24 protein-coding genes and 3 tRNA genes are annotated in these 26,071 nt (G+C 73.3%); 11 read left to right on the forward strand and 16 right to left on the reverse strand.

What is annotated here, in order from left to right:
• Window positions 1–60: 60 nt before the first annotated feature.
• From FS882_RS03865 to FS882_RS03875, 3 genes are read right to left on the reverse strand one after another with little or no spacing between them, the layout of a single operon-like run.
• Window positions 61–939, reverse strand: coding sequence for a carbohydrate ABC transporter permease (locus FS882_RS03865; protein ID WP_158370972.1), 879 nt, complete (start codon window positions 937–939; stop codon window positions 61–63).
• Window positions 939–1,865, reverse strand: a complete 927-nt coding sequence (locus tag FS882_RS03870; protein ID WP_158370975.1) for a carbohydrate ABC transporter permease — start codon at window positions 1,863–1,865, stop codon at window positions 939–941. Before FS882_RS03870 ends, FS882_RS03865 begins: the two co-directional genes overlap by 1 nt.
• Complete coding sequence (locus FS882_RS03875; RefSeq protein ID WP_158370978.1) at window positions 1,862–3,184, reverse strand: ABC transporter substrate-binding protein; 1,323 nt, start codon at window positions 3,182–3,184, stop codon at window positions 1,862–1,864. The genes FS882_RS03870 and FS882_RS03875 overlap by 4 nt, the downstream gene beginning before the upstream one ends.
• Before the next feature lie 116 nt (window positions 3,185–3,300).
• On the opposite strand from FS882_RS03875, the gene FS882_RS03880 reads away from it, so the two are divergent.
• Window positions 3,301–4,515, forward strand: a complete 1,215-nt coding sequence (locus FS882_RS03880) for an ROK family protein (protein ID WP_158370981.1) — start codon at window positions 3,301–3,303, stop codon at window positions 4,513–4,515.
• A gap of 178 nt (window positions 4,516–4,693) precedes the next feature.
• On the opposite strand, the gene FS882_RS03885 is transcribed toward FS882_RS03880, so the two are convergent.
• Window positions 4,694–4,776 (reverse strand) — tRNA-Leu (locus FS882_RS03885).
• A 246-nt stretch (window positions 4,777–5,022) separates the two neighbouring features.
• On the opposite strand from FS882_RS03885, the gene FS882_RS03890 reads away from it, so the two are divergent.
• The 7 genes from FS882_RS03890 to pknB are packed head-to-tail and all read left to right on the forward strand — an operon-like array spanning window position 5,023 to window position 13,918.
• Window positions 5,023–5,736: an FhaA domain-containing protein gene (locus FS882_RS03890; protein ID WP_158370984.1), complete on the forward strand. Its 714-nt coding sequence runs from the start codon at window positions 5,023–5,025 to the stop codon at window positions 5,734–5,736.
• A gap of 21 nt (window positions 5,737–5,757) precedes the next feature.
• Complete coding sequence (locus FS882_RS03895) at window positions 5,758–6,258, forward strand: FHA domain-containing protein (RefSeq protein ID WP_158370986.1); 501 nt, start codon at window positions 5,758–5,760, stop codon at window positions 6,256–6,258.
• Between the two features lie 8 nt (window positions 6,259–6,266).
• A complete protein-coding gene (locus tag FS882_RS03900; protein WP_158370988.1) occupies window positions 6,267–7,598 on the forward strand; it encodes a Stp1/IreP family PP2C-type Ser/Thr phosphatase in 1,332 nt (443 codons plus the stop codon).
• Window positions 7,598–9,073, forward strand: a complete 1,476-nt coding sequence (locus FS882_RS03905) for an FtsW/RodA/SpoVE family cell cycle protein (RefSeq protein ID WP_158370989.1) — start codon at window positions 7,598–7,600, stop codon at window positions 9,071–9,073. The genes FS882_RS03900 and FS882_RS03905 overlap by 1 nt, the downstream gene beginning before the upstream one ends.
• On the forward strand, window positions 9,070–10,527 hold the full coding sequence (locus FS882_RS03910) for a peptidoglycan D,D-transpeptidase FtsI family protein (protein WP_158370992.1): 1,458 nt from the start codon (window positions 9,070–9,072) through the stop codon (window positions 10,525–10,527). Before FS882_RS03905 ends, FS882_RS03910 begins: the two co-directional genes overlap by 4 nt.
• The gene (locus FS882_RS03915) at window positions 10,524–11,918 is read left to right on the forward strand and encodes a serine/threonine-protein kinase (protein ID WP_158370994.1); all 1,395 of its coding nucleotides are present in this window, start codon (window positions 10,524–10,526) and stop codon (window positions 11,916–11,918) included. Before FS882_RS03910 ends, FS882_RS03915 begins: the two co-directional genes overlap by 4 nt.
• Window positions 11,918–13,918, forward strand: coding sequence for a Stk1 family PASTA domain-containing Ser/Thr kinase (gene pknB, locus FS882_RS03920; RefSeq protein WP_158370996.1), 2,001 nt, complete (start codon window positions 11,918–11,920; stop codon window positions 13,916–13,918). The genes FS882_RS03915 and pknB overlap by 1 nt, the downstream gene beginning before the upstream one ends.
• Window positions 13,919–14,101: 183 nt before the next feature.
• On the opposite strand, the gene FS882_RS03925 is transcribed toward pknB, so the two are convergent.
• The 5 genes from FS882_RS03925 to FS882_RS03940 all read right to left on the reverse strand — a co-directional run bounded on the left by FS882_RS03925 (window position 14,102) and on the right by FS882_RS03940 (window position 18,014).
• Window positions 14,102–14,965: a hypothetical protein gene (locus FS882_RS03925; protein ID WP_158370998.1), complete on the reverse strand. Its 864-nt coding sequence runs from the start codon at window positions 14,963–14,965 to the stop codon at window positions 14,102–14,104.
• Window positions 14,966–15,401: 436 nt separating this feature from the next.
• Window positions 15,402–16,025 (reverse strand): aminodeoxychorismate/anthranilate synthase component II, encoded by a 624-nt coding sequence (locus FS882_RS03930; protein WP_158371001.1) that lies wholly within the window; start codon window positions 16,023–16,025, stop codon window positions 15,402–15,404.
• Window positions 16,026–16,027: 2 nt separating this feature from the next.
• Window positions 16,028–16,189 carry a hypothetical protein gene (locus FS882_RS20840; RefSeq protein ID WP_187365118.1) on the reverse strand — a complete coding sequence of 54 codons (162 nt, stop codon included), beginning with the start codon at window positions 16,187–16,189 and terminating at the stop codon, window positions 16,028–16,030.
• Window positions 16,189–17,040 carry a class E sortase gene (locus tag FS882_RS03935; protein ID WP_158371003.1) on the reverse strand — a complete coding sequence of 284 codons (852 nt, stop codon included), beginning with the start codon at window positions 17,038–17,040 and terminating at the stop codon, window positions 16,189–16,191. The genes FS882_RS20840 and FS882_RS03935 overlap by 1 nt, the downstream gene beginning before the upstream one ends.
• On the reverse strand, window positions 17,037–18,014 hold the full coding sequence (locus FS882_RS03940; protein WP_262348048.1) for a DUF881 domain-containing protein: 978 nt from the start codon (window positions 18,012–18,014) through the stop codon (window positions 17,037–17,039). The genes FS882_RS03935 and FS882_RS03940 overlap by 4 nt, the downstream gene beginning before the upstream one ends.
• Before the next feature lie 121 nt (window positions 18,015–18,135).
• Between FS882_RS03940 and FS882_RS03945 the strand changes: the two genes are divergently transcribed.
• The gene (locus FS882_RS03945; protein WP_158371006.1) at window positions 18,136–18,384 is read left to right on the forward strand and encodes a cell division protein CrgA; all 249 of its coding nucleotides are present in this window, start codon (window positions 18,136–18,138) and stop codon (window positions 18,382–18,384) included.
• Between the two features lie 257 nt (window positions 18,385–18,641).
• Here FS882_RS03945 and FS882_RS03950 read toward each other — a convergent pair whose 3' ends face one another.
• Window positions 18,642–19,337 carry a rhomboid family intramembrane serine protease gene (locus FS882_RS03950; RefSeq protein ID WP_316043614.1) on the reverse strand — a complete coding sequence of 232 codons (696 nt, stop codon included), beginning with the start codon at window positions 19,335–19,337 and terminating at the stop codon, window positions 18,642–18,644.
• Between the two features lie 163 nt (window positions 19,338–19,500).
• Complete coding sequence (locus tag FS882_RS03955; RefSeq protein ID WP_158371011.1) at window positions 19,501–20,043, reverse strand: peptidylprolyl isomerase; 543 nt, start codon at window positions 20,041–20,043, stop codon at window positions 19,501–19,503.
• Window positions 20,044–20,192: 149 nt separating this feature from the next.
• Here FS882_RS03955 and FS882_RS03960 point away from each other — a divergent pair, with 149 nt between their 5' ends.
• Together FS882_RS03960 and FS882_RS03965 are read left to right on the forward strand one after the other, a co-directional pair.
• A complete protein-coding gene (locus FS882_RS03960; RefSeq protein ID WP_187365119.1) occupies window positions 20,193–21,149 on the forward strand; it encodes a hypothetical protein in 957 nt (318 codons plus the stop codon).
• Between the two features lie 222 nt (window positions 21,150–21,371).
• The gene (locus FS882_RS03965) at window positions 21,372–22,022 is read left to right on the forward strand and encodes a hypothetical protein (protein WP_158371014.1); all 651 of its coding nucleotides are present in this window, start codon (window positions 21,372–21,374) and stop codon (window positions 22,020–22,022) included.
• A gap of 238 nt (window positions 22,023–22,260) precedes the next feature.
• On the opposite strand, the gene FS882_RS03970 is transcribed toward FS882_RS03965, so the two are convergent.
• The 5 genes from FS882_RS03970 to gyrA all read right to left on the reverse strand — a co-directional run bounded on the left by FS882_RS03970 (window position 22,261) and on the right by gyrA (window position 26,056).
• A tRNA-Ala gene (locus FS882_RS03970) sits at window positions 22,261–22,336 on the reverse strand.
• A 68-nt stretch (window positions 22,337–22,404) separates the two neighbouring features.
• Entirely contained in the window at window positions 22,405–22,524 is a 120-nt protein-coding gene (locus tag FS882_RS21315; protein ID WP_218707942.1) for a DLW-39 family protein, read from the reverse strand.
• 26 nt (window positions 22,525–22,550) lie between these two features.
• Window positions 22,551–22,624, reverse strand: a tRNA-Ile gene (locus FS882_RS03975).
• A 70-nt stretch (window positions 22,625–22,694) separates the two neighbouring features.
• Entirely contained in the window at window positions 22,695–23,444 is a 750-nt protein-coding gene (locus tag FS882_RS21320) for a DUF3566 domain-containing protein (RefSeq protein WP_222848115.1), read from the reverse strand.
• Window positions 23,441–26,056: a DNA gyrase subunit A gene (gyrA, locus tag FS882_RS03985; protein WP_158371017.1), complete on the reverse strand. Its 2,616-nt coding sequence runs from the start codon at window positions 26,054–26,056 to the stop codon at window positions 23,441–23,443. The genes FS882_RS21320 and gyrA overlap by 4 nt, the downstream gene beginning before the upstream one ends.
• Window positions 26,057–26,071: the final 15 nt, after the last annotated feature.

Consider the following 26,071-nt stretch of genomic DNA (forward strand, 5'->3'; position numbering starts at 1 on the left):
CTCCTGGCGGGATCGGCGGGGGGTGGTCCGGTGCGGTCGGGTGTGGGCGCGGGCGCGCGCTCAGCCCTTCACGGCGCCCTGGGTGACGCCCTCCATCACCCAGCGCTGGGTGAACAGGTAGGCGACGATCGCGGGCGCCATCGCCATCAGGTACGAGGCGAACGCCACGTGGTAGTTGTTGCTGAACTGGTTCTGGAACAGGTTCTGCCGCACCGGGAGAGTCTGCAGCGCCGGGTCGGAGATGATCAGCGACGGCATCATGAAGTCGTTCCAGGCGTACAGGAACGCGAAGATGCCGACGGTCGCGCTCATGGGCGCCAGCAGCGGGAAGATCAGCCGCCAGAACGTCTGCCAGGTGGTGGCCCCGTCCAGCCGCGCGCTCTCCTCCAGCTCCTCGGGGATCGACCGCAGGAACGCCGTGAACAGCAGCACGCTGAAGCTGAGCTGGAACATCGTCGCCAGCAGGATCACGCCGAACGGGTTGTCGAGCCCGACCCGGCCGGTGAGCTGGATCTGGGGCAGCGCGACCACCGGGAACGGGATGAACATCGCCGCGAGCAGGTAGTAGAAGGAGTACCGGAACAGCCGGTGGTCCCAGTTCCGCATGATCGCGTACGACGCGAACGCGGCCAGCAGGATGGTCGCCACGACCGTGCCGGCCGTCACGAGGAGCGAGATGCCCGCGCCGACCGGGAACTTCGTGAGGTTCCACGCCTCCACGAAGCCGTCGACGCTGAACGGCGCCGGCAGCGAGAAGGCCTGGCCGTCGACGGCCTGCCCCTGCGTCTTGAACGCCATCGACACGGTCACGTAGAGCGGGAGCAGCACCGTCACCGCGCACAGCACGAGGACGACCGTCCCGGACCAGTTCGTGCGCTCGGACCGGACCCGCCCGGTGCCGCGGGCGGGCGCGGCCGCCGCTGTCGTCTGCGTCGCCATCACGAGGCCTTCCGGGTGCGCGTCAGGGAGAGCTGCAGGAGGGAGATGAGCACGGCGACGACGAAGAAGATCGTCGCGTTGGCCATCTGGTAGGCGTAGTCGCCGCCGTTGAAGCCCGCGATGATCGTCATGGCGACGCTGCGGGTCGCGGTGCCGGGGCCGCCGTTCGTGAGGCCGACGATGATGTCGTAGGCGTTCAGGTACCCCTTGAACCCGAGGATCACGTTGATGACGACGTAGCCGGCCACCAGCGGGACGGTGATCCGGAGCAGCTGCTGGACCTTGCTCGCGCCGTCCAGGTCGGCCGCCTCGTACACGTCGCCCGGCACCGACAGCAGCCCGGCGATGTAGATGAGCATCGTGCCGGGGATCGACTGCCACGCCGTCACCAGGACGATCGCGACCCACGCCAGGTCCGGGTTGGCCAGCAGGCTCGTCTCGAGCCACCCGATCCCGGTCGCGGCGCCCGCGGCGGGCAGCGAGTTCGAGAACAGGAAGTTGAAGACGTACGCGATGATGATGCCGCTGATCACCATGGGGACCACGAACACGGTCCGCAGCGCCGTCTTCATCCGGATCCGCGAGGTCAGCCCCACCGCGAGCAGGAACGCCACCAGGTTGACGACGACCACCGTGGCGACCGCGAAGCCGAAGGTGAACAGGTAGCTCTGCAGGATCGCCGGGTCGCTGAACATCGCGACGTAGTTGGTCAGCCCGACGAAGCTCCAGTCCCCGATGCCGATCGAGTCGGTGAAGCTGAAGAAGATGCCGATGATCCCCGGGACCGTGATCGCGAGGGTGAACAGCACGACGGTCGGCAGCAGGAGCAGGTAGTAGATCGGCTCGACGCGGCGCCGCGGACGCCTCGGCGCCGGGCTCGCGGCGGCCGCGCGGGCGGCGGTCCCGGTCGTGACGGTGTCGGTCATCGCGTCGGCTCCTTCGTCTCCGTCACCGGGGCCGGCTGCCGGAAGGCGAGCCGCGCCCAGTCCGCGTCGAGCGTGCGCAGCATCCGGGCCGGGTCCTCGCCGAGCAGGACCGCCTGCGCGTAGTTGTTGACCGGGATGGTCTTCGGGATGAGGACCGAGGGGCCCTGGTACACCCGGTTGTCCTCGTAGTACGCGGCCATCCCCGCGACCCGCGGGTCGTCCACGGGGGCGGCGTCCGTCGTCGGCGTGAAGCCGAGCTGCGAGGCGTTGTAGGCCTCGATGACCTCCGGCCGGTACAGGTACTCGAGGAAGTCGCGCGCCGCCTCCGGGTGCTTCGCCTCCACCGGGATCCACGCGGCGAGGTCGACGTTCACCCGGACCCGCAGGTCGTCCGGGTCGTCGGTCATCGGCAGCGGGAACGTGCCGACCGGGAGGTCCGGCGCGGTCTTCGCGATCTCGCTGAACGCCCAGGGCCCCTGCAGGTACATCGCCGCCTCGCCCTGCGCGAACGCGAGGTTGCCGTCGCCGTAGCCGCGGCTGGCCGCGTCCGGGTTCACGTACTGCGCGAGCTCCGTCGCCTGCTCGAGCGGACCGGTGAAGTCCTGCTGGAACGACACCGCGCTGCCCGGACCGACGTCGGTGCCCTGCTCGGCGAGCCGGTCGAAGAAGTCGAGCACGTCGACCTGACCACCGACGGCGTAGTCGAACCACCCCTGCGCGACGGTCCAGTCGTCCTTGAACGTGGCGTAGATCGGGGTGATGCCGGCTGCCTGGAGGGCCTCGCACGCGGCGATCAGCTCGTCCCAGGTCTGCGGCACCTCGATCCCCTGCTCGGCGAAGATCTGCTCGTTGTAGATGACCGACGCCGCCATCACCGAGTACGGCAGCGCGCTGGTCCGGCCGGGGTACGACCCGTACTGGTCCATGAGCGGCTGCAGGTCCGGGCGGATCCGGGTGGCCGCCTCGGTGTCCGACAGGTCGCTCAGCGCCCCGCGCTGCACGAACCGCGCGGACTCCATGTTGTAGTTCGCCAGGGCGATGTCCGGCGGGTTGCCCCGCACGAAGCTCGCCGACACCACGTCGACGCCCGAGGTGTCCAGCACCACCCGGGCGTCGTCCTGCGAGGCGTTGTACTCGTCGACCAGCTCCGTCATGAAGCCGATCGCCTCGCGCTTGCTGAACGCGAACCGCACCTCGTCGCGGCCGTCGCCGGCGCACGCGCCGAGCAGCACCCCGCTCACCAGGACCACCAGCCCCGACGCGACGGCCCGGCGCACGCGCCGCACCCGTCCCGCCCGTCGTGAGATCTCCCCCACCATCGTCCCCTCCGTCGCGGACACCGGTCGGGCGACGTCATCGTCACCCACTAGATCTACTTGGCAAATCAAGTCTGCTCGGGCAGTGTGTCAGCGCCGAGGAAGGACGGTCAAGACCTGTGACGACGCAGACCCCCCGCACGGCGGCGCGGCCCGCGAGCCTCGACGCCGTCCTGTCCTGCGCCTGGGACGCCGCCGAGCTCACCGCCAGCGACGTCATCGCGGCGACCGGCCTCACCCGGTCGACTGCCATCGAGGCGCTCGACGCGCTCACCACCGCGGGACTGCTCCGCGAGCTGCCGAACGCGCGCGCGGCCGGCGCGTACCGCAAGGGCCGCCCGGCGCGGCGGTTCGGGCTGCGGGCCGACGCGGCCGTCCTCGTCGGGGTGGACAGCGGCCAGGTGCACGTCACCGCCACCGTCGCCGACCTGCGCTGCACCCCGCTCGGCACCGCGCGCACCGTCCTGGGCGCCGCCCACGACGACCCGGACGAGCGGCGCGCCGCCGTCCTGGCGACCGTCGACGCGGCCCTCGCCGACGCCGGCCGGCACCGCGCGGACGTCCTGGCCCTGTGCGCCGGCGTCCCGGCCCCCGTCAACACCCGCGGGGACTCGCCCCCGCACCCCGACGGGTTCTGGGACCGGATGAACCCCGGCCTCCGGGACGCCCTCGCCGACCTCGCGCCGCTCGTGCGGGTCGAGAACGACGCCTCCCTCGCCGCGATCGCGGAGGGCACCCGCGGCGCGGCGGTCGGCAGCCGCAACTACGTGGCGCTGCTCGCCGGCGAGCGCCTGGGCGCCGGCGTCGTCGTCGACGGCCGGGTGCTGCACGGCGCGCACGGCGGCGTCGGCGAGATGGTGGCGTTCGACCTGGTCGAGGGCGTCGGCGCCGCGTACGGCCTGGGTGCACGCGCCGCGGAGTGGGCGGCCGAGGCGGTCGCGCGCGGCGAGGTGGCGCCGGACGGCCCGCTCGCGGCGGCCGCTGCCGCGGCTGCCCCGCTCGACGGTCGGCAGGTGCTCGAGCTCGCGGCCGGCGGCGACCCGGACGCCCTGCGCGTCGTGCAGCGGGTCGGCGCCATGCTCGGGCGGGTGGTCAGCGTGCTGGCCAGCATGTTCGACCCCGAGCGGATCGTCGTCTCCGGCGCGGTCGCCGCCGGCGTGCACCAGGTGGTCGACGCGGCGCGGGCGGCCCTGCCCCCGGGCCTGCACCTCCCGGCGCCGGCGCTGGGCATCTCCCCGCTGGGCGCCGACGTGGTGGTGACCGGGGCGATCGCGGAGGCCTGCGCGGCGGCGCGGCGGCACGCGCTGGACCTGTGGGCGGAGCGCGGGGCCTGACCGGCGCCGACCCTTCCTCTTCGCCGAGATAGGGCCTTCCCGCCGAGATCGGACCGTACAAGGCCCTATCTCGGCGGGAGGGTCCTATCTCGGCGCGGTTCGCCGCCGCGCCGGCGGACCCCCGGGACGCGAAGAACCCCCGGCCGGATCTCTCCGACCGGGGGTTCCCCGTCATGTGTGCGCGAGGGGGGATTTGAACCCCCACGCCCTTTCGGACACTGGCACCTGAAGCCAGCGCGTCTGCCGTTCCGCCACTCGCGCGCCGCAGAAGATTAACACGATTCCGAGGGGCCTCCTGACCACTCCCCGGACGGGGCTCCCGACGCCCCCGGCGGCCCCGCCTGCACAGCGCGCGCACACCCGCCGCGACCTCTTCACCAGGGACGCGCCACTCCCGTCGTCCACAGGGAGAGCCTGCGCACCTGGTCCGCGGCTACCATCGACGCAGTGTGTCGGGTGCACGTCGGTGCCCGACCGTTCGCGCGTGCGGTGAGGAGGTGGTGGGCGTTGGGCATCCTGGACCGGTTCGAGCACGGTGTGGAGCGCGTCGTGAACACCGCGTTCGCCAAGGCCTTCCGCAGCGAGGTGAAGCCCGTCGAGCTGGCGAGCGCCCTGCGCCGCGAGGTCGACGACCGGGCCGCCGTCGTGGGCCGCGACCGCACGGTCGTGCCGAACGAGTTCACGCTGGAGCTGTCCCCGTCGGACTACGACCAGGTGGAGGCGTGGGGCGCCGAGGCGCTCGCCGACGAGCTGGCCGCCAACGTCACGGAGCACGCGACGGGCCAGCGGTACGCGTTCGTGGGTCCGGTGACGGTGGCGTTCCACGAGTACGAGGACCTGGAGACGGGCCGGTTCCGGGTGAAGTCGGCGACGGTGCGCGGCGCGGCCGCCCCGGCGACCACCGCCGCCCCGAGCCCGCGGCACCCGCTCATCGACATCGACGGGCAGCGCTACCTGCTCACCGGCCCGGTGACGGTCATCGGCCGCGGCTCGGAGGCGGACATCGTCGTGGACGACCCGGGCGTGTCCCGGCGGCACCTCGAGATCCGCGTCTCCCCGCAGGGCGTCGTCGCCTCCGACCTCGGCTCCACGAACGGGTTGTTCGTGGAGGGCCACCAGGTCCCGGCCGCGACACTCCTGGACGGGAACACGCTGACCATCGGCCGGACCCGCATCATGTTCTGGACGGGCGACGGCGACGGACAGGACCAGGACGAGTGAGCCACGGCACGCAAGGCACGCATGAGTGAGCTGACGGTCACCCTGCTCCGCCTGGGCTACCTCGTGCTCCTGTGGGCCTTCGTGCTGTCCGCGATCGGGGTGCTGCGCCGCGACCTGTACGGGACCCGGATCACCAGCCGCCGCAAGCCGCGCGCCGCGGCCCCGGCCGCCGGCCCCGCGGCCACCCCGGCCCCGGCGCCCGCCGCCGAGCGCGGCCGCGGCCGGCGCGCCGGTCCGACCCGGCTCGTCGTGACCGAGGGTCCGCTGCGCGGCACCACCCTGCCGCTCGGGTCGACGGCGGTCCTGATCGGCCGGGCACCCTCCTGCACGCTGGTGCTGGACGACGACTACTCGTCCTCGCGGCACGCCCGGGTGTACCCCGAGGGCGGGCAGTGGCTGGTCGAGGACATGGGGTCGACCAACGGCACGTTCCTCGACGACCAGAAGGTGACCTCCGCGGTCCAGGTCCGCCCCGGTGCGCAGATCCGCATCGGGCAGAGCGTCCTCGAGCTGCAGGGGTAGCGGGGATCGTGGGCATCGCGCTGCGGTACGCCGCCCGGTCCGACGTCGGGCTGGTCCGGTCGAACAACCAGGACTCGGCGTACGCCGGGCCGCACCTGCTGGTGGTCGCGGACGGCATGGGCGGGCACGCCGGCGGCGACGTCGCGTCCTCGGTGGCGATCGCCGCGCTCGCCCCCCTGGACGGCGAGTCGCACGGCCCCGACGACGCGCTGGACGAGCTGGAGCGCGCGCTCGAGGAGGCCCGCGAGGAGATCATCAGCCGCTCGGAGTCCAACCCCGAGCTCGCCGGCATGGGGACGACGGTCACGGCGATCCTGCGCGCGGGCAACAAGCTCGCGATGGTGCACCTCGGCGACTCCCGCGGCTACCTGCTCCGCGACGGCGTGCTGACGCAGGTCACGACGGACCACACGTTCGTCCAGCACCTGGTCAACACGGGGAAGATCACGCCGGAGGAGGCCGAGACCCACCCGCAGCGCTCCGTCGTCATGCGGGTGCTCGGCGACTTCGACGTCGACATCGCACCCGACCTGTCCGTCCGCGAGGCGCGCGCCGGCGACCGGTGGCTGCTGTGCTCCGACGGGCTCTCGGGCTTCGTCAGCGGCGAGACGATCGCCCGGACGCTGTACGAGCTGCCCGACGTCGACACGTGCGCCGAGCGGCTGGTCCAGCTCGCGCTGCGCGCGGGCGGCGGCGACAACGTCACGGTCGTCGTCGCGGACGTGCTCGAGCTCAACGACGTGCGCGACGGCGCCGGGCCCACCACGAACGCCGTGGTCGTCGGGTCGGCGGCCGTCTCGCGCAACCGCCCGACCGCGGCGCAGGACGGGCCCGCCGCCCGCGCCGCCGAGCTGTCCCGCCAGGCGAGCACCCCCGGCGGGGGCGTGGCCGTGGTCGACGACGCCGACGACGCGGAGGACGACCCGGACGAGCGCCGCGCGCGCCGTCGGCGCCGGGTCCGCCGCGTCGTGCTGAGCGTGCTCGCCGTCGCGGTCGTGGCCGCGGCCGCGTTCGGCTTCTACCGCTGGACGCAGACCCAGTACTACGTCGGCGTGGACGGCGAGGTCGTCGCGATCTACCGCGGCATCCCCCAGTCGGTGGGCCCGCTGTCGCTCTCCGAGGTCGTCGAGACGAGCGACGTCGTCGTCGACGACCTGCCGGCGTTCGTGCGCGAGCGCCTCGACCAGACCATCCACACCGCGACGCTGGCCGACGCACGCGAGCGGGTCGCGTCGCTCGCCGAGGACGCCGAGCCGGAGCCGAGCCCGACGCCGACCCCGACGACACCCACCGCCCCGGCCGCCACGCCCGGTGCCACCGCCCCGCCGGTGGGGCCCTGATGGCGACGGTGGAGGCGCACCGCGTGCGCGCCGGCCGCGGCACGGAGCTCGGTCTGCTGGTCCTGGCGCTGGCGATCGCCATCGCGGCGTACGCGCTGGTCGGGCTGGGCGCGACCGACGAGCTGCCGGCCGACGTGCTGGGCTACGGCGCCGGCCTCGCGGGTCTGGCCCTGGTCGTCCACCTCGTGCTGCGCTGGCGCGCGCCCTACGCGGACCCGGTGATCCTGCCGTCGGTGATCGCGCTCAACGGCATCGGGCTCGCGATGATCTATCGCATCGACCTGGCCCGCCAGGCCCGCGGCGGCACGGAGATGTTCGCCGGCAAGCAGCTCGCGTGGTCGGCGATCTCCGTGGTGCTCGCGTGCGTGGTCCTGGTCGTGCTGCGGGACCACCGCACCCTGCGCCGCTACACCTACACCGCGATGGTCGTCGGCCTCGTGCTGATCGTGCTGCCCCTGGTCCCGGGCCTCGGCGTGACGATCAACGGCGCCCGCATCTGGGTCCGCGCGCTCGGGTTCTCGCTGCAGCCCGCCGAGCTCGCCAAGATCGCCCTCGCCGTGTTCTTCGCCGGCTACCTCGTCACGCACCGCGACACGCTCGCGCTGGCGGGACCCAAGGTGCTCGGCCTGCAGCTCCCCCGGCTGCGCGACCTCGGCCCGATCGCCGTGGTCTGGGCCGCCTCGATCGCCGTCCTGGTGCTGCAGAGCGACCTCGGCACGTCGCTGCTGCTGTTCGGCCTGTTCGTCGCCATGCTCTACGTCGCGACCGAGCGGCTGTCCTGGATCATCATCGGCCTGGTGATGTTCGCGGGCGGCGTCGCCTTCGCGACCACCGCGTTCGGGCACGTCGCGGCGCGGTTCCACATCTGGTTGCACGCCCTCGACCAGGATGTCTTCGAGCGGGCCCCCGGCGGCTCCGGCCAGCTCGTGCGCGGGCTGTTCGGCCTGGCCAGCGGCGGGCTGTTCGGCACCGGCTGGGGCCAGGGGCGCCCGGACCTGGTGCCGTTCGCCGAGTCGGACTTCATCATCGCGTCGCTCGGCGAGGAGCTCGGCCTGACCGGGCTCATGGCGATCCTCACGATCTACCTGGTGCTGTGCCAGCGCGGCCTGCGTACCGCGATCGGCGTCCGGGACGGCTTCGGCAAGCTGCTCGCCGCGGGCCTCGCGTTCGTCATCGCGTTCCAGTGCTTCGTCGTCGTCGGCGGCATCACGCGGATCATCCCGCTCACCGGCCTGACCACCCCGTTCCTCGCCTACGGGGGCTCCTCGCTGCTCGCCAACTGGATCGTCGCCGCGCTGCTGCTGCGGATCTCCGACGACGCCCGGCGTCCCGCGCCCGAGCCCGGCGGCGAGCTGCTGTCGACCCCCGCCGGGGGCCTGCCGCTCGACGAGGACGCCCGCAACCCCGTCGCCGTCGCCGGCGACGACCAGCCCACCGAGCAGCTGCGCCGCACGTCCGGAGGTGGTCGCGCGTGAACACCGCCCTCCGCCGCCTGGCGACCGTCGTCGTCGTCATGTTCCTGGCCCTGCTCGCCGGCACCACCTGGGTGCAGTTCGGGCAGGCGTCCGCGCTGAACAACGACTCGCGCAACGTGCGGACCCTGTACCGGGAGTACGGCAAGCCGCGCGGCCCGATCATCGTCGCCGGGCAGCCGATCGCGCAGTCGACCCCCGTGGACGACCCGTTCGGCTTCCAGCGCTCCTACAGCCAGCCCGAGCTCTACTCGACGGTCACCGGCTTCTACTCGGTCGTCAACGGCGGGTCGCAGCTCGAGCGGGCCATGAACGACGTGCTCACCGGCCAGGCGGACTCGCTGTTCTGGTCGCGCATCCAGGACCTGATCACCGGCGCCCAGCCGCAGGGCTCGTCGATCGAGCTCACCCTCGACCCGGCGGCGCAGCAGGCGGCGTACGACGCGCTCGGCGGCCAGCAGGGTGCGGTCGTGGCGGTCGAGCCCTCGACCGGCCGGATCCTCGCGATGGTGTCGACGCCGGGCTTCGACCCCAACGCGCTGGCCACGCACGACACCACGGCGGCGAACGCCGCGTACCAGCAGCTGCTCGCGGCCGACGGCGACCCCCTGATCAACGCCACGACCAGCGAGAACTACCCGCCCGGGTCGACGTTCAAGCTGGTCACCGCCGCCGCCGCGCTCGAGTCCGGCGGCTACACCCCGGAGTCCGTGCTGTCTGCCCCCGACGTCTACACGCTGCCCGGCACCCGCACGACGCTGCCGAACTTCGGGGGCTCCTCGTGCGGCGCCAACCAGCAGACCACCCTCGCCGACGCCCTGCGCATCTCCTGCAACACCGCGTTCGCGTCCCTCGGGGTCGACCTCGGGGACGACGCGATCCGCGCCCAGGCGGAGAAGTTCGGCTTCGGCCGGACCGACCTCACCGTGCCCATGCGCGTCGCCGCGTCGCAGTACCCCGACGACCTGAACGACGCCCAGACCGCGCTGTCCGCGATCGGGCAGGAGTCCGTCCGGGCGACGCCGGTGCAGATGGCGATGGTCGCCGCCGGGATCGCCAACGGCGGCACGGTCATGACGCCGTACCTGGTGCAGACGGTCCGCACCGCGAACCTCGACGTCGTCAGCGAGGCCGAGCCGGCGGAGCTGTCCCAGGCGGTCTCCGCCACCACCGCGCAGCAGCTGACCGACATGATGGTCGGCGTCGTGCAGTCCGGCTCCGGCACCTCCGCGCAGATCCCGGGCGTCAGCGTCGCCGGCAAGACCGGCACCGCGCAGACCGGCGTGGAGGGCGACGCCCCGCACGCCTGGTTCACCGGGTTCGCACCCGCCGACGACCCGCAGGTCGCCGTCGCGGTCATCGTCGAGCACGGCGGCTCCGTCGGCTCCGAGGCCACCGGCGGCCGGGTCGCCGCGCCGATCGCCAAGGCCGTCATGGAGGCGGTGATCAACCAGTGAGGCCCGCACCCGGCGTCGTCCTCGGCGGCCGCTACCGCCTGACCCGCCAGATCGCCGTCGGCGGCATGGGCGAGGTCTGGGCCGCCCACGACGAGTCCCTGGCCCGGGACATCGCCATCAAGGTGCTCCGCGAGGAGTACGCCGGCGACACCGGGTTCCTCGAGCGGTTCCGCACCGAGGCCCGCAACGCCGGCAGCCTGTCGCACTCCGGCATCGCCGCGCTGTTCGACTACGGCGAGCAGGACGGCTCCGCGTTCCTCGCGATGGAGCTCATCGTCGGCGAACCCATGAGCGACCTGCTCGAGCGCGAGCCCGTGCTGCCCCCGCGCCGGCTGCTGCCGATCCTCGCCCAGACGGCGCGCGCCCTGCACGCCGCGCACGAGGCCGGCGTCGTGCACCGCGACGTCAAGCCCGGCAACATCCTCATCACGCCCACCGGCAAGGTGAAGATCACCGACTTCGGCGTCTCGCTGTCGAGCAACCAGGTCCCGATGACCGCCACCGGCATGGTCATGGGCACCGCCCAGTACCTCTCCCCCGAGCAGGCCGTCGGCGGCCCCGCCACGGCGGCGTCCGACATGTACGCGCTCGGGATCGTGGCCTACGAGGCGCTGGTCGGGCACCGGCCGTTCACCGGGCCGACGGCCGTCGACATCGCGGTCGCCCACGTGAACACGCCCGTGCCGCCGCTCCCGCCGTCGGTCGACCGGCAGATCGCGCGGCTCGTCATGCGGCTGCTGGCGAAGGACCCCGCCGACCGGCCGCGGACCGCCGAGGAGCTCGCGGACCTGTTCGACGCGCTCGTGCCGCACACGCCCGCCGGCGGCAGCCCGCCGGTGTCGATCGTGCCCGGGAGGGCGGCGTCGTCCGCCGGCGGGGCGCGCGCGACCTCCGGGACCGGCGCGAGCACGCGCGGTGCCGACTCCCCGGCGCGCGGCGTCACCGGCTCGCGGCCCAGCGAGGCCGGGGCGATGCGGGTGCGCGGCTCGGCCGCCCCCGTGCACGCCGCGACCGCCGCGGCGCCGCCGTCGTTCGACCCCCGGACCGGGCGGCCGACCACCGGCGCCGGTGCGGCTGCGCCCACCTACCGCGCGACCGCGGGCCGCGGGGGCGCGCACAGCAACCCGACGACCCGGGCGCACGCCCGCGTGCAGGCGGGCGCCGGCGGCGGGCGGTTCCACGTCCGCTGGCCGCTCCTGGTGCTCGCCGTGCTCGTGGTGGCGCTCCTCGGCGCCGCGCTCGCCGACCGCCTGACGGGGGACACGGGCTCGCTCGCCCCCGTGGGTACCAGCGAGGACACCCGGGCAGCCGCCGAGGGTGGGATGATCTGGCGAGCACAGTCCGGCGCAGCCGCGCCGGACGCGCAGACGACGACAGCGAAGGACGCCTAGTGGTGGACGACGGATCCCGGATCCTCGCCGGACGGTACGAGGTCGGTGAGCTCATCGGCCGCGGTGGCATGGCCGAGGTGCACATCGGGCACGACGCGCGCCTCGGGCGCACCGTGGCGATCAAGATCCTGCGCTCCGACCTCGCGCGCGACCCGTCCTTCCAGGCGCGGTTCCGCCGCGAGGCGCAGGCCGCCGCGGGGCTCAACCACCCGTCGATCGTCGCCGTGTACGACACCGGCGAGGACGTCTACACCGAGCCGACGGGCGCGACCGCGCACGTGCCGTTCATCGTCATGGAGTACGTCGAGGGCCACACGGTCCGCGACATCCTCCGCGACGGGCAGGCCGTGCCGATCGAGGAGGCCATCGAGATCACCGCCGGCGTGCTGTCGGCGCTCGAGTACTCCCACCACGCCGGCATCGTGCACCGCGACATCAAGCCGGCGAACGTCATGCTGACCCCCACGGGCGCGGTCAAGGTGATGGACTTCGGCATCGCGCGCGCCGTCGCCGACTCCGCGGCCACCATGACGCAGACCCAGGCCGTCATCGGCACCGCGCAGTACCTGTCGCCCGAGCAGGCCCGCGGCGAGACCGTCGACGCCCGCTCCGACCTGTACTCCGCCGGCTGCCTGCTGTTCGAGCTGCTCACCGGCCGGCCCCCGTTCATCGGCGACTCGCCCGTGGCCGTCGCCTACCAGCACGTCCGCGAGATCGCGCCGGCGCCGTCCTCGGTCGCCTCCGACGTCCCCGAGGTGCTCGACCGGATCACGGCCAAGGCGCTGGCCAAGGAGCGGGACGCCCGCTACTCGTCCGCCGCGGAGTTCCGCGCCGACCTCGAGGCCGCCGCCCGCGGCGGCGCCGTGTCCGCGCCCGCCGTGGCGCCCGCGCTGCTCGGAGCCGGTGCCGCGACCCAGGTGCTCACCCCCGACGCCGGTGCGACCCAGGTCATGCCCGGCGACGCCCCCGCGTGGGCGCCCACCGGCCCCGGGACCTCCGTGCTGCCCCCGCAGGACGGCGAGGAGCCGGAGGAGGAGAAGAAGTCGAAGCGGTGGCTGTGGATCACGCTGAGCGTGGTCGCGGTTCTCGCGGTCGCCGGGATCGTCTGGCTGCTCACGCAGGACCGGGAGCCGGACGTCCGCATGGTCGAGGTACCCGCGGTCGCGGGCCAGGCCGAGGCGGCCGCGACCAGCGCGCTCACCGACGTCGGCTTCGAGGTCGTCCGCCAGGAGGAGCCGAGCGCCGACGTGCCGCAGGGCAGCGTCACGCGCACCGACCCCGCCGGCGGCGAGGACGCCGAGGAGGGCTCCGAGGTCACCCTCTTCGTGTCCACGGGACCGACCGCCGTCACCGTGCCGGACGTCTCCGGGCTCACCCAGGACCAGGCGCGGCAACAGCTCACCGACGCCGGCCTCACCGTGGGCTCCGTCCGCGAGGACGACAACCCCGCGCAGCCCGAGGGCCGGGCGCTGGGGACCGAGCCCGGGGCGAACCAGTCGGTCGCCGACGGGTCGTCGGTGACGCTCGTGATCTCCTCCGGCCTGGTCCAGCTCCCCGACCTGTCCGGGCAGACCGAGGACGCCGCGAAGCAGGCGCTCAACGGCCTCAAGCTGACGGCGAACACCTCGACCGAGGAGAGCGCGGACGTCGCGCCCGGCACCGTGATCCGGCAGGACCGCGCACCCGGCCTCGTGCCGCAGGGCACTCCGGTGAGCCTCGTGATCGCCACCGCACCGACGACGGTGACCATCCCGAACGACATCGTCGGCAAGACCGAGGCGGACGCCACCGCGCAGCTCCAGGGCCTCGGCCTCACGGTGGACGCGGTGTCGTCCGACGACCCGTCGAGCCAGCCCGCGGGCACGGTCATCTCGTCCGACCCCCGCGTCGGATCGAAGGTCGCGATCGGCAGCACCGTGACGCTCACCCTGTCCTCGGGCCCGAACCCCACGGGCGGCAACGAGGGCAACGGCGGCGGCAACGCCGGCACCGGCGGCTGACCCGCACCCGCACCCGCGCGGGCCCCGGCCCTCCCCCCTGGGGAGGGCCGGGGCCCGCGCTGTCTCCTCCCTGCCTTCCGCTCCCCTCCCCGCGCCCCCTCTCCGCCGCCCTCCCCCTAGCGCCGAGATAGGACCCGCGTGTCGACGTAGGGCCTTCCGGGGCCCTATCTCGGCGCGCAGGCCCTATCTCGGCGAGCGCGACGACCGGGCCGCGCGGCGGAGGGCGCGCGTCAGGCGGTCACCGACGGCGCCGAGGTCCGCGAGGTCGGACCACGTGACGCGGACGACCGTCCAGCCCTCGTCCTCCAGCGCGTCCTGGCGCCGCTTCTCCTCGAAGACAGCTCGCGCCGCGGTCGCGCGATCCCGGCCGTACTTGATCCGTCCGTCGAACTCGACGGCCACGCGCTCCGCCCGCCATCCCAGGTCCACCCACCGCCAGCCGAGGCGGGTCGCGACGGCGACCTGCAGGTCCGGCGCCGGGAGCCCCGCAGCGATGACCGCCCACCTCGTCAACGACTCGCCGGCCGACTCCGCCCGGCCGTCGGCATGCTCGAGCACCTCACGCGCTCGGCGCACGCCTCGACGGCCGACCGCCCGCTCGGTGATCTCGGCCAGCAGGGCCGGGTCCGCGCCGGCACGCAGCGCTGAGTCGGCCACCACCAGTCCGGGCCCCGGCGGCAGGATCGCCGCGCAGTCGAACGCGGTGCGCTCCAACGGCGACACCGGGAGGGTGAGGGCGCGGCTCACCTCGGAGGCCCGGTCCGCAGTGCTCGTCCAGTGCCAGGCGACCTCGGCGCCGTCCTGCCGACGGCGGACGTGCGGGTTCATCGGGCTGGTGACGTGCACCCGACGCGGGACCGACCCGACGTCGCAACCCCACAGCACGGCGGCGGTCGTGTGGCTGAACCAGTGCTCGCCGGTGAGCACGAGGTGCAGCGCCGCGGCGCGCGCGAGCAGCGCGTGCCTCTGCGCGGTCCACGGTGGATCGGAAGGGCCCGGCGCACCGTAGACGCCGCGGAGCACCCGGACGAGAGTCCCGTCGCGCACGCGTCGGCGGATCTCGTCGGGCCGGAGGCCGGCAGCACGCACGACCGGCGGAACCTCGGGCCGCACGACCGGTGGGGACGGCCGACGGGGCGGGCCGTCTCCGTGCGCGAGCTCGGACGCCCGGCCGGGGCGGGGCGTGCGGTCGGTTGCGCGCGTGCGGTCGGGTGCGGTCGTGCGGTCGGCGTCCGGGTTCACCCACCCACCGTCCGCTCACGACGGTGCCCGCCCCGCCGGTCGTCCACAGGGAACGCTCGCCCAGCACCGTTCCGGCCCCTGTGGTCGTCCCGGCACCCGCTGATCGGGCGGGCTCCCGCTCGCCGAAGTAGGACCCCCACCTCGAGATAGGACCGTCCTGGGCCCTATCTCGGCCGGGCGGTCCTATCTCGGCGAGGGGGCGGGCAGGGTCGCGGGGTGCCGGTGCCGGACCGGGAGGGCGTCAGGGGCGGACGAGGGGGTGGAGGTCCGCGGAACGGGCGACCGCGTCCCGCTCACCCGTCAGGGTCAGCCAGTTCGCCAGGAGGCGGTGGCCGCCCTCCGTGAGGACGCTCTCCGGGTGGAACTGGACGCCGTGCAGCGGGAGCGTCCGGTGCTGCAGGCCCATGATGATCCCGTTCGCCCGCGCGGTGACCTCGAGCTCGTCGGGGACCGTGCCGTCAACGACGGCCAGCGAGTGGTACCGGGTCGCGGTGAACGGCGTCGGCAGGCCCTCGAAGACGCCGTGGCCCTCGTGGGACACCAGGCTGGTCTTGCCGTGCATCAGCTCCGGGGCGTGGGTGACGGTGCCGCCGAACACCTCGCCGAGCGCCTGGTGCCCCAGGCAGACCCCGAGCATGGGCGTGCCGGACTCGACGCAGTCGCGGATCACCTGCATGGACGCGCCGGCCTCGGACGGCGTGCCCGGACCGGGCGACACGAGGACCCCGTCGAACTCCCCGCGCTCGGAGACCGGCGGCACGGCGTCGTTCCGCACGACGACGGTCTCGGCGCCGAGCTGGTCCAGGTACCCGACGATCGTGTAGACGAACGAGTCGTAGTTGTCGACGACCAGGATGCGGCTCATCGTCAGCCCTCCCCCACGGTGGTGTCGTTGAACGGCATGTAGGGGGCGAGCCAGGGGAACACCCACGTGAAGCAGGCGGCCAGGACGGCCACCGCGAGGACCAGCAGGATCAGGACGCGCACCAGCGCCGGCCCGGGCAGGTGCCGCCACAGCCACCCGTACATCAGGAGACCTCCGCGAGCTCGGCGGGCACGCCCTCGGAGACGGGGGCCCAGTAGTCCAGGACGCCGTGCACGATGTACCGCTCGCGCGCGGAGAACATCGGGTGGCAGGTGGTCAGGGTGATGAACCGCTCGGTCGGCTCGGCGTCCGGCTGGTCCGGCACGGGCGCGATGACCTGGACGTCGTCCGGCATCACGATCTGCGAGGACGTGACCCGGTAGACGTACCAGGTGTCCTCGGTCCACACGACGATCGGGTCGCCCTCCTGGAGCTCCGCGATCCGGTTGAACGGCTTGCCGTACGTGGTGCGGTGCGCGGCCAGCGAGAAGTTGCCGACGCCGCCGGGCATCGCGGTGCCCTCGTAGTGCCCGACGCCGAGCGGGTTGAGCACGTTCGGCCGGTCGGTGCCCTGCGTGATGGTGCGGGTCGGCTCGCCGTCCCAGCGCGGCACCCGCATGGACGCGAACGTCGTGAGGTACTCGGGCTCGGCCGGCACCGGGGGCTCGTCGTACCGGGGCGTGACGATCGCAGGGCCGTCGGACGCCTCCAGCGGTGCCAGCGGCTCGTCCCAGCCCTGCTCCTGGACGAGCTGCGCCTGCTCGCGGTTCGACTCGACGTCGGTCCACCACAGCTGCCAGGCGAGGAACGCCAGCAGCAGCACGCCCGCGGTGATCAGCAGCTCGCCGAGCACGCCGACGGCGCCGAGGACCACACCGCCCCCGCGGGAGGGCCGCCGGTCGCCCGACCCGTGCGCGCGGTGCGCGGACCGCCGGCCCCCGCCGGAACCCCCGGGCGTCGCGGGCTCGTCGCCGCGCCCGCCCACCCCGTGCGGGGCGGTCTCCGTCCCGCTCATCCCTCGGTGCCCTCCTGTCGCGCGCCCGTGCCGGTCGCGGTGCCCTCCTCGGCGACGAGCCCCGGGAGGACCTCCGTGCCGGAGGGCACGCTCGCGTACCGCATGTCGACCGCGCCATCGTAGGCGGGCACCTGGACGCCCTGGTCCGGCCGGGTGACCTGGTACCCGAGCCCGACGGCGTCTACCCAGGACCGGTACGCGCGCACGGCGGGGTCGGTGGCCAGCGCGGCGAGCAGGTCCTCGGGGTCGCCGACGGCGGTGACGACGTAGGGGGGCGAGTACCGGCGGCCCTGGAGCGACAGCACGTTGCCGATGCACTGGAAGGCGCTGGTCGAGATGACGCGCTGGTCCATCAGCGCCATCGCCTCCGCTCCCCCGGCCCACAGCGCGTTGATGACCGCCTGGAGGTCCTGCTGGTGCACGACCAGGTCGTCGGGGCCGGTGCCGGCCGGGCGGGGGCCGTCGGCCGGGGCGTCGTCCAGGCTGACCGTGATGCCGGTGCCGGTCACGGCGACCTTGCCCGAGGCGATGTCGAACGCCTCGCCCGCGGACTGCCACTCGAGCCCCACCGAGTCGGTCTGCTCCTGGGTGAGCTCGTCGACCTCGGAGCGCAGCGCGGCGACCTGGTCCGCCAGGTGCTCCCGGCGGGCGTCCTCGTTCGACTGGAGGCCGGCGAGGTCCTGCGGCTGGCGGGTGTCGGTGCCGCTGGCGAGCCGGGCGTTCGCCGTGAACAGCGCGCCCGCGAGCGCCATGACCAGGCCGATCGACAGCGTCCCCCGCAGCGCGCGGCCGCGGCGGTGCCGCTGGATGCGGTGCTGCGCGTGCTCCCGGGCGGCCCGCAGACGCGCCGACGGCTCGGCGGGCTGCGCCGGCTCCGGGGCGTCCGCGGGCGCGCCCGGGCCGGCCGGCGCGTCTGGCGCCGCCGGCGCCGCGTGGACCCCGTGGGCCCGACGCTCAGGGTGCTGCTCGGGCACGCTCATCCCCCTCGGTCATCCGCCACTACGCTAGGCCACGTCCACGCGGGTCCGTGCGCGCGTCCGCTGCGCGGCGCGGGCGAGATCCGCCGAGCCAGACGGTCGACGTCAGGAGCATCCCGTGCCCAAGTCCAGGACGCGGCAGAAGTCGCACTACACCGCGCCCACCGAGCGCCCCTCCGGCCCCACGGTCAACCCGCCGTGGTTCGTCCCGGTGCTGGGCGGCCTGCTCGTGGCGGGTCTGCTGTGGATCGTCGTCACCTACCTGACGAACTTCGACTACCCGATCCCCGGCATCGGCTCGTGGAACCTCGCGATCGGGTTCGCCTTGGCGCTGGTCGGGCTCGGGATGGCCACCCGCTGGAAGTGACCGCGGCGCCGGTACCGGGACGACGACGCCGTCCCCCGGACCGGCGCCCGGGCCCCCGTCGCCGCCGCGCCCGGTGGTCCCGCGGCGCGGCGCGCGCGACCGTCGTCCCCAGGCCGGACCCGGTTGTCCCCAGCTCGTCCCCGGGTGATCTCGCGGTGGACCGGGACGATCCGGGCCCGTGTCCCCAGCGGTGCACAACCCTGTGGATAACTACACGGTTGTAATTCCACACCTGTGAGCAGCGCTGGGGATCGCGCTCAGACCCGCGCGTAGGTCACCAGGGCCGCTCCCACGAGCAGCACGGCGACCGCCACGCACGACCCGACGGCGACCGCGGTGCGCCGCTCCCGCGGGGCGTAGGCGAACGCCGCACCGAGGGCGGCGCCCACCACCAGGCCGCCCAGGTGCGCCTGCCAGGCCACGCCGGGGAGCACGAAGCCCAGGACGGCGTTGATCACGAGGACGCCGACGATGCCGCCGGCGGACCGGCCGACCCGGCGCAGCACCACCAGCACGGCGCCGAACAGCCCGAACACCGCGCCGGAGGCACCCACCAGCACGGTGAACCAGGACGCCGCGTACGGCGTCGCCAGCAGCAGGAACATCACGGACCCGCCGATGGCACTGAGCAGGTACAGCGCGAGGAAGCGCCAGCGGCCGAACGAGGCCTCCAGGAACGGACCCACCGACCAGAGCGCCACCATGTTGAACAGGATGTGGAACAGGCTGCTGGGCGAGTGCAGGAACGCCGAGGTGAGGAACCGCCACGGCTCCGTCTCGCCGAGGAACGGCACGAACGCGAGGTCGATCGTCCAGCGGTCGCTGACCTGCTGGAGCACGTAGCTCACCACGCAGAGCCCGATGAGGGTGAGCGTGACGACGGGGCGTCCCCCGGTGATCCGGCCGCCGAAGGCCGTACGGGCGGGGCGCTGCGCGCGCTGCCCCTCCCGCACGCAGTCGACGCACTGGATCCCCACCGCAGCCGGGCGCTGGCACTCCGGGCACGTCGGCCGGCCGCACCGCTGGCACCGCACGTAGGCGATGCGGTCGGGGTGCCGCGGGCAGACGGGGGGCGGGGTGGGCGCAGGGCCCGGCTGCGGTTGGGTCATCGAGGCGTCAGGACTCGAACGAGACCGACTCGATCACCACGTCCTCGACCGGGCGGTCGCCCGGGCGGGTGCGCGTGGTCGCGATCGCGTCCACGACCGCGCGGCTCTCGTCGTCCAGGACCCTGCCGAAGATGGTGTGCTTGCCGTTGAGGTGCGGCGTCTCCGTCACGGTGATGAAGAACTGCGAGCCGTTCGTGCCGCCCACCTGACCGGTGATCGGGTCGCGGCGCAGGCCGGCGTTCGCCATCGCGAGCAGGTACGGCTCGGAGAACCGCAGCTCGGGGTGGATCTCGTCGTCGAAGGTGTAGCCGGGGCCGCCGGTGCCACGACCGAGCGGGTCGCCGCCCTGGATCATGAAGCCGTCGATGACGCGGTGGAAGATCACACCGTCGTACAGCGGGGCACCGGTGCGGGCCTCGCCCGTCGCCGGGTCGGTCCACTCCTTCTCCCCCGTCGCGAGGCCGCGGAAGTTCTCCACGGTCTTCGGGGCGTGGTTCTCGAACAGCTCCAGGCGGATGTCGCCACGGTTGGTGTGCAGGGTCGCTCGCATGCCCGTCATCCTGTCACGGTCCACGGGACGGTGACCCGGTGAGGATCGCGTGTTCACGCGGGACGAACACACGCCTGCCACCTGCGCGGGAGGCCGGACGGTGGCAGAGTGGGAGGTCACCTGACCAGCCCGAGCAGGAGAGTGTGGACATGGCGTTCCTGACCCGACGGAGCAAGATCGAAGCCGTCACCGACCACCTGACGTCCGAGCGCCTCAAGGGCCAGGCAGCCGCGGCCCTCGCCGACGCCGGCTCCAAGGCCGCCGACGGCGCCGGCAAGCTCGCCGCGACCGCGAAGATCCAGGCCGGCGAGGCGGCCGTCCTGGCCAAGGGCGCGGCCGAGCAGGCGGTCGAGTGGACCCAGCCGCGCGTCGAGGCGGCGGTGGAGTGGCTCATCCCGCGCATCGACCACCTGTACAAGGAGAGCGTCAAGGCCGCCGCGCCGCGGGTCGAGAAGGCCGCCGAGAAGGCCAGCCCGGTGATCGACACCGCCCACGACAAGCTGGTCGACGACCTGCTGCCCAAGCTGGTCCAGGCGGTCAACGAGGCCGCCGAGCGCGCCGGCTCGGCCGTCGAGCACGTCGCGGACAAGGAGGCGGGCAAGAAGAAGGCCCGCGCCGCCGCCGCGGCCGCCGCCGCCGCTGCCGCCGCCAAGAAGGCGGACAAGAAGCAGCACAAGGGCGCCAAGCGCTTCTTCCTCGTCGCGACGCTCCTCGGCGCGGGCGCCGCGGTGTTCGCCTGGACCCGCTCCCGGACCACCACGGACCCGTGGGCCGAGCCGTGGGAGCCCGAGGCCCCCGCCGGCGACCAGCTCCGCGCCCGCGCGGGTGACGCCGCCGACGCCGTCGGCCAGGCCGCCGGGGAGGCGGTGGCCCGCGGCCGCGAGGCCACCCACAAGGCCGCCGAGCGCGTCGCCGAGGTCCGTGAGGCCGCCGAGGAGCGCGTCGCCGAGGCGACCGAGAAGGTCACCGAGGCGGCCAAGAAGGCGACCCCGCGCCGCGCGGCCCCGAAGAAGCCGGACACGCCGGCCGAGGGCACGACGGGCACGACGGGCACGACAGGCACGACAGGCACGACAGGCACGGACGAGGGTTCGACGCCCGCCTGAGCCTTTTCAGCACGCCGCGACGACGGCCCGGCCACCCGCGAGGGTGCCGGGCCGTCGTCGTGCAGGATCGATGACCGCGCCTGGCCGAACCTGGACATATGCGGCATTTGCTCGGGACATTTCACTCGTTTACGTACATATCCCCGGAATGTCAGACCCTCGCAATACGGTCACCACACACAGCCACCGCTGTGTATACCGGCCGTAGGCAAGGAGACGGACATGAGTGACTACTGGCTCGCAGTACTCGTAGGCGCAGGTCTCGGCGTCGTTGCCGTCGCAGCACGGTTGCTGCACACGGCGATCGTCCGGCACCGGCACACCCGAGGAGCGCTGGACCCCGCGAAGATCGACTTCGAGTCTCAGGCCTTCCTCGCCGCCCTCTACGCGACCACGCACGAGCCGGGCGCCGAGGTGCCCGTCGGAGGCTACTGGCGGGCTCGCGGCCTCGACGCTCACCAGGCCTACGTCGTCGTCACCGAGCTGATCCAGCGAGGCTCGGTCGTCGTCAGATACAGCGACCAGTGGTCGATGCAAGCCGCACGCTTCCTCTGCCTCGCACCGACCAGGGTCATCCTGGCGAGACGCGAGTACGACGAACGCTCCGTCGCAGCCGGCATCGGACGGGCACTGGGTCCCCACACCCGCGCATCCATCTCATCACTCAGCACGGAGCAACTTGAGCACATCGCGGCAGCGCTTGCGCAGGACGGTGCGCGAGGGATCGCCGACGCCGTTGTTGCGGCCATCAGGGCTGACAACAAGCCGTCCGCCGTGGACACCGTGCTCAAGGTGGTGTCGGCGATCTCCGACGGTCAGGCGCTGTGGCAGATCACCGCGAACGTTGTCACCGCGATGGCACGCGCCTTCTGATCCTCCCCGCGCGAGAGTCGGCGCGGTCGCGCTCTAAGCGGGTGGAGTTTGCCGGCAAGGAAGTCGCGCCTGCCGGCAGTGCGCCCCGGCGACCACGCCCGCGCGCCTCCCGGAGTCAGGACGCCGGCGAGGTTCGTCGACACGAGCGGTCGGCAGCCTCTGTCACGCAGACCGCGGCCCACCGGACAGAACGACGACCCCGGCAGCCCTTGGGGTACCGGGCCGTCGTCGATCGTGCTGGTGGAGCCAAGGGGACTCGAACCCCTAACCCCCTGCTTGCAAAGCAGGTGCGCTACCAATTGCGCCATGGCCCCGCGCGGCCGTCCGCCCCGGGGCGGCGGCCAGGTCCCGCGGCCCAGGGGCAGCGGGGTGCGGGCGGGTCCTACTCGACGGAGTCGGTGACCTCGGCCCACAGGTCGCGGTCGTCGCGCTCGGCGGCGTACCGCGTCCAGAGGACGTAACCCGCGGCGGCGACCGCCACGAGGAGCAGCAGCTTCTTCACGGAGTCCTCCAGCGGGTCTTCGGGAGTGGGCCTAAGAGGACTTGAACCTCTGACCTCTTCCTTATCAGGGAAGCGCTCTAACCGTCTGAGCTATAGGCCCTCCGCACACCAGGCGCGCTGGCGTGCCGGACGAGACTACCCCAGCCGGGGCGTCCCGCCCAAACCGGGGGTCACTCGTCCGTCATCGTCACGTGCACGCCGCCGACCAGCGCGGCGGTGATGTTGTACAGGAACGCGCCGATCGTGGAGAGCGCGGTGATGAGGAAGATGTCGACGACCGCGACCAGCGTGGCGATCGACAGCACCCGGTCGAACTCGACGTACTGCATGAGGTTGATCTCGGAGTCCGCGAGGATCTCGGTCACGAGGTCGTTGATCGTGGCGAACACGTGCAGCGAGTCGAGCGTGATCCACACGACCGCCGTCGCGACGACGATCATGATGCCGATCGCGACCGACATGAGGAACGACAGCTTCATGACCGACCACGGGTCGACGCGCGAGATCGCGAGCCGCACCCGGCGCGGGCCGGAGCCGGTGAGCGCGGTCGTCCCCGAGGGGCGCGCGGCGGTGGCGGTCGACGTCCCCGCACCGGACGTGGCGGCGCCCGAGGCCGCGGCCGTCGACGCGGCGGCCGGCTTGGCCGACCCGCGGGCCGCGGACCCGCCCGCGGCCGGGCGGACCGGCTCCTGCGTGGTCGTCGTCGCCGCGGCGGGCGCGGACGTGCGCCCGGAGCCGCCGGGGGCGGCGGCCGGCGTGGCCTTGGTCGCCGGGCCCTTGGCCGCGGGGGAGGCCGCGGCGGGGGCCTTCTTCGAGGCCGGAGCGGTGGCGCGGTCGGCCTGCTCGGTGGCGGTGCGGCCGGTCGGCTTGTCGCCGGCGTCGCCCTTGCGGGGCGGGATCGACGGAGGCGTGTCGGTCACGCGTCCTCCTCGGAGGTCTCGTCAGCCACCGGGGCGTCCGGAGCTGTGGTGGCGCTGGTGTCCTCGAGGGCCGCGGACGTGGTCACGTCCGGCTCGCCCGACTCACCCACGGTACCCGCCTCGTCACCGAGGTGACGCTCGATGTTCCGCGCGACCGCGATGATGCGGTCCCCGTTGTCGGGCTTGGCGAAGATGACACCCTGGGTCGTGCGGCCCGTGGCGTTCACCTCGGAGGTCGCGGAGCGGACGATCTTGCCGCGCTCCATGATGACCAGCACCTCGTCGTCCGCGTCCGTGACCAGCGCGCCGACCAGGTCGCCGTTCGCCTCGGGCAGGTTGGCGACCTTGATGCCGAGGCCGCCGCGGCCCTGGACCCGGTAGTTCTCCACGGTGAGCGCGGTGCGCTTCGCGATGCCGCCCTGGGTCACCGTGAACAGGAACGCCTCCTCGCGGACGACGTCCATGGCGAGCAGCTCGTCGTCGGCGCGGAACTTCATGCCGGTGACGCCGGACGTGGCCCGGCCCATCGGGCGCAGCGCCTCGTCGGTCGCCGTGAACCGCAGCGACTGACCCTTGCGGGACACCAGGATCAGGTCGTTCACCGAGTCGACGATGCGGGCCGACACCAGCTCGTCCGGCTGGCCGTCCTCGTCCTCGCGCAGGTTGATCGCGATGACGCCGCCGGACCGGTTGGAGTCGTACTCCGACAGCCGCGTCTTCTTGACCAGCCCGCGCTTGGTGGCGAGCACGAGGAACTCGGCCTGCTCGTAGTCCCGCAGGTCCAGGACCTGGGCGATCTTCTCGCCGGGCTGGAACGCCAGCAGGTTCGCGACGTGCTGGCCCTTGGCGTCGCGGCCGCCCTCGGGCAGCTCGTAGGCCTTGGCACGGTAGACGCGGCCCAGGTTGGTGAAGAACAGCAGCCAGTGGTGCGTCGTCGTCACGAAGAAGTGGTCGACGATGTCGTCCTCGCGCAGCTGCGCGCCGCGCACGCCCTTGCCGCCGCGGCGCTGGGCCCGGTAGTTGTCCGAGCGGGTGCGCTTGGCGTAGCCGCCGCGGGTGATGGTGACGACCATCTCCTCCTCGGCGATGAGGTCTTCGACCGACACCTCGCCGTCGAAGGGCAGGATCGTCGTGCGGCGCTCGTCGCCGTACTTGTCGACGATCTCGTCCAGCTCCTCGCGGACGATGCCGCGCTGGCGCTCGGGGGACTCGAGGATCGCCCGGTAGCCGAGGATCTCCTGCTCGAGCTTGGCGTACTCGTCGAGGATGCGCTGGCGCTCCAGGGCGGCCAGCCGGCGCAGCTGCAGGGTGAGGATCGCGTTGGCCTGGACCTCGTCGATGTCCAGGAGCGCCATCAGGCCCGAGCGCGCCTCGTCGGCGTCGGGGGAGCGGCGGATGAGCGCGATGACCTCGTCCAGCGCGTCCAGCGCCTTGAGGTAGCCGCGGTAGATGTGGATCTGCTCCTCGGCCTTGCGCAGCCGGAAGCTGGTTCGCCGGACGATGACGTCGAGCTGGTGGGTCGTCCAGTGCCGGATGAACGCGTCGAGGCTGAGCGTGCGCGGCACCCCGTCGACCAGCGCGAGCATGTTGGCGCCGAACGTGTCCTGCAGCTGGGTGTGCTGGTACAGGTTGTTCAGCACGACCTTGGCGACGGCGTCGCGCTTGAGCACGATCACCAGGCGCTGGCCGGTGCGGCCGGAGGTCTCGTCGCGGATGTCCGCGATGCCCTGGACGCGGTTCTCGCGGACCAGGTCGGCGATCTTCTTGGCCAGGGTGTCCGGGTTGACCTGGTACGGCAGCTCGGTGACGACGAGGCAGATCCGGCCCTGGATCTCCTCGACCTCGACGACGGCGCGCATCGTGATGGAGCCGCGGCCGGTCCGGTACGCCTCCTCGATGCCCCGGTGGCCGAGGATCGTGGCGCCGGTGGGGAAGTCGGGGCCCTTGACGCGCGTGAGCAGCGCGGCGAGCAGCTCCTCCTTCGACGCCTCCGGGTTGTCCAGGTGCCACCGGACCCCCTCGGCGACCTCGCGCAGGTTGTGCGGCGGGATGTTGGTCGCCATGCCGACGGCGATGCCGGCGGAGCCGTTGACCAGCAGGTTCGGGAACCGGGACGGCAGGATCGACGGCTCCTGGGTGCGGCCGTCGTAGTTGTCCTGGAAGTCGACGGTGTCCTCGTCGATGTCCCGGACCATCTCCATGGCCAGCGGCGCCATCTTGCACTCGGTGTACCGCGGGGCGGCGGCCGGGTCGTCGCCGGGGGAGCCGAAGTTGCCCTGGCCGGCGACGAGCGGATACCGCAGCGACCAGTCCTGCACCAGGCGGACCAGGGCGTCGTAGATCGCCGTGTCGCCGTGCGGGTGGTACTTGCCCATGACGTCGCCGACGACGCGGGAGCACTTGGAGAACTGGCGGTCGGGTCGGTAGCCGCCGTCGTACATGGCGTACAGGACGCGGCGGTGCACCGGCTTGAGGCCGTCGCGGACGTCCGGGAGCGCGCGGCCCACGATGACGGCCATCGCGTAGTCCAGGTAGGACCGCTGCATCTCGAGCTGCAGGTCCACCTGGTCGATGCGGCCGTGCTCGATGTTGTCGCCGGTCAGCTCTGTCACAGGTCAGTGTCCTTC

This window comes from Cellulosimicrobium cellulans (assembly GCF_007679345.1).
GTDB classification, from domain to species: Bacteria; Actinomycetota; Actinomycetes; order Actinomycetales; family Cellulomonadaceae; genus Cellulomonas; species Cellulomonas cellulans_A.

Coding starts and splice junctions, on each gene's coding strand:
- FS882_RS03930 (WP_158371001.1), bottom strand. CDS start 16,025: ATGAGCCGCATCCTGGTCGTCGACAACTACGACTCGTTCGTCTACACG.
- FS882_RS03905 (WP_158370989.1), top strand. CDS start 7,598: ATGGCGACGGTGGAGGCGCACCGCGTGCGCGCCGGCCGCGGCACGGAG.
- FS882_RS03960 (WP_187365119.1), top strand. CDS start 20,193: ATGGCGTTCCTGACCCGACGGAGCAAGATCGAAGCCGTCACCGACCAC.
- FS882_RS03870 (WP_158370975.1), bottom strand. CDS start 1,865: ATGACCGACACCGTCACGACCGGGACCGCCGCCCGCGCGGCCGCCGCG.
- FS882_RS03955 (WP_158371011.1), bottom strand. CDS start 20,043: ATGCGAGCGACCCTGCACACCAACCGTGGCGACATCCGCCTGGAGCTG.
- FS882_RS03875 (WP_158370978.1), bottom strand. CDS start 3,184: ATGGTGGGGGAGATCTCACGACGGGCGGGACGGGTGCGGCGCGTGCGC.
- FS882_RS03865 (WP_158370972.1), bottom strand. CDS start 939: ATGGCGACGCAGACGACAGCGGCGGCCGCGCCCGCCCGCGGCACCGGG.
- FS882_RS20840 (WP_187365118.1), bottom strand. CDS start 16,189: ATGTACGGGTGGCTGTGGCGGCACCTGCCCGGGCCGGCGCTGGTGCGC.
- FS882_RS03895 (WP_158370986.1), top strand. CDS start 5,758: ATGAGTGAGCTGACGGTCACCCTGCTCCGCCTGGGCTACCTCGTGCTC.
- FS882_RS03935 (WP_158371003.1), bottom strand. CDS start 17,040: ATGAGCGGGACGGAGACCGCCCCGCACGGGGTGGGCGGGCGCGGCGAC.
- FS882_RS03965 (WP_158371014.1), top strand. CDS start 21,372: ATGAGTGACTACTGGCTCGCAGTACTCGTAGGCGCAGGTCTCGGCGTC.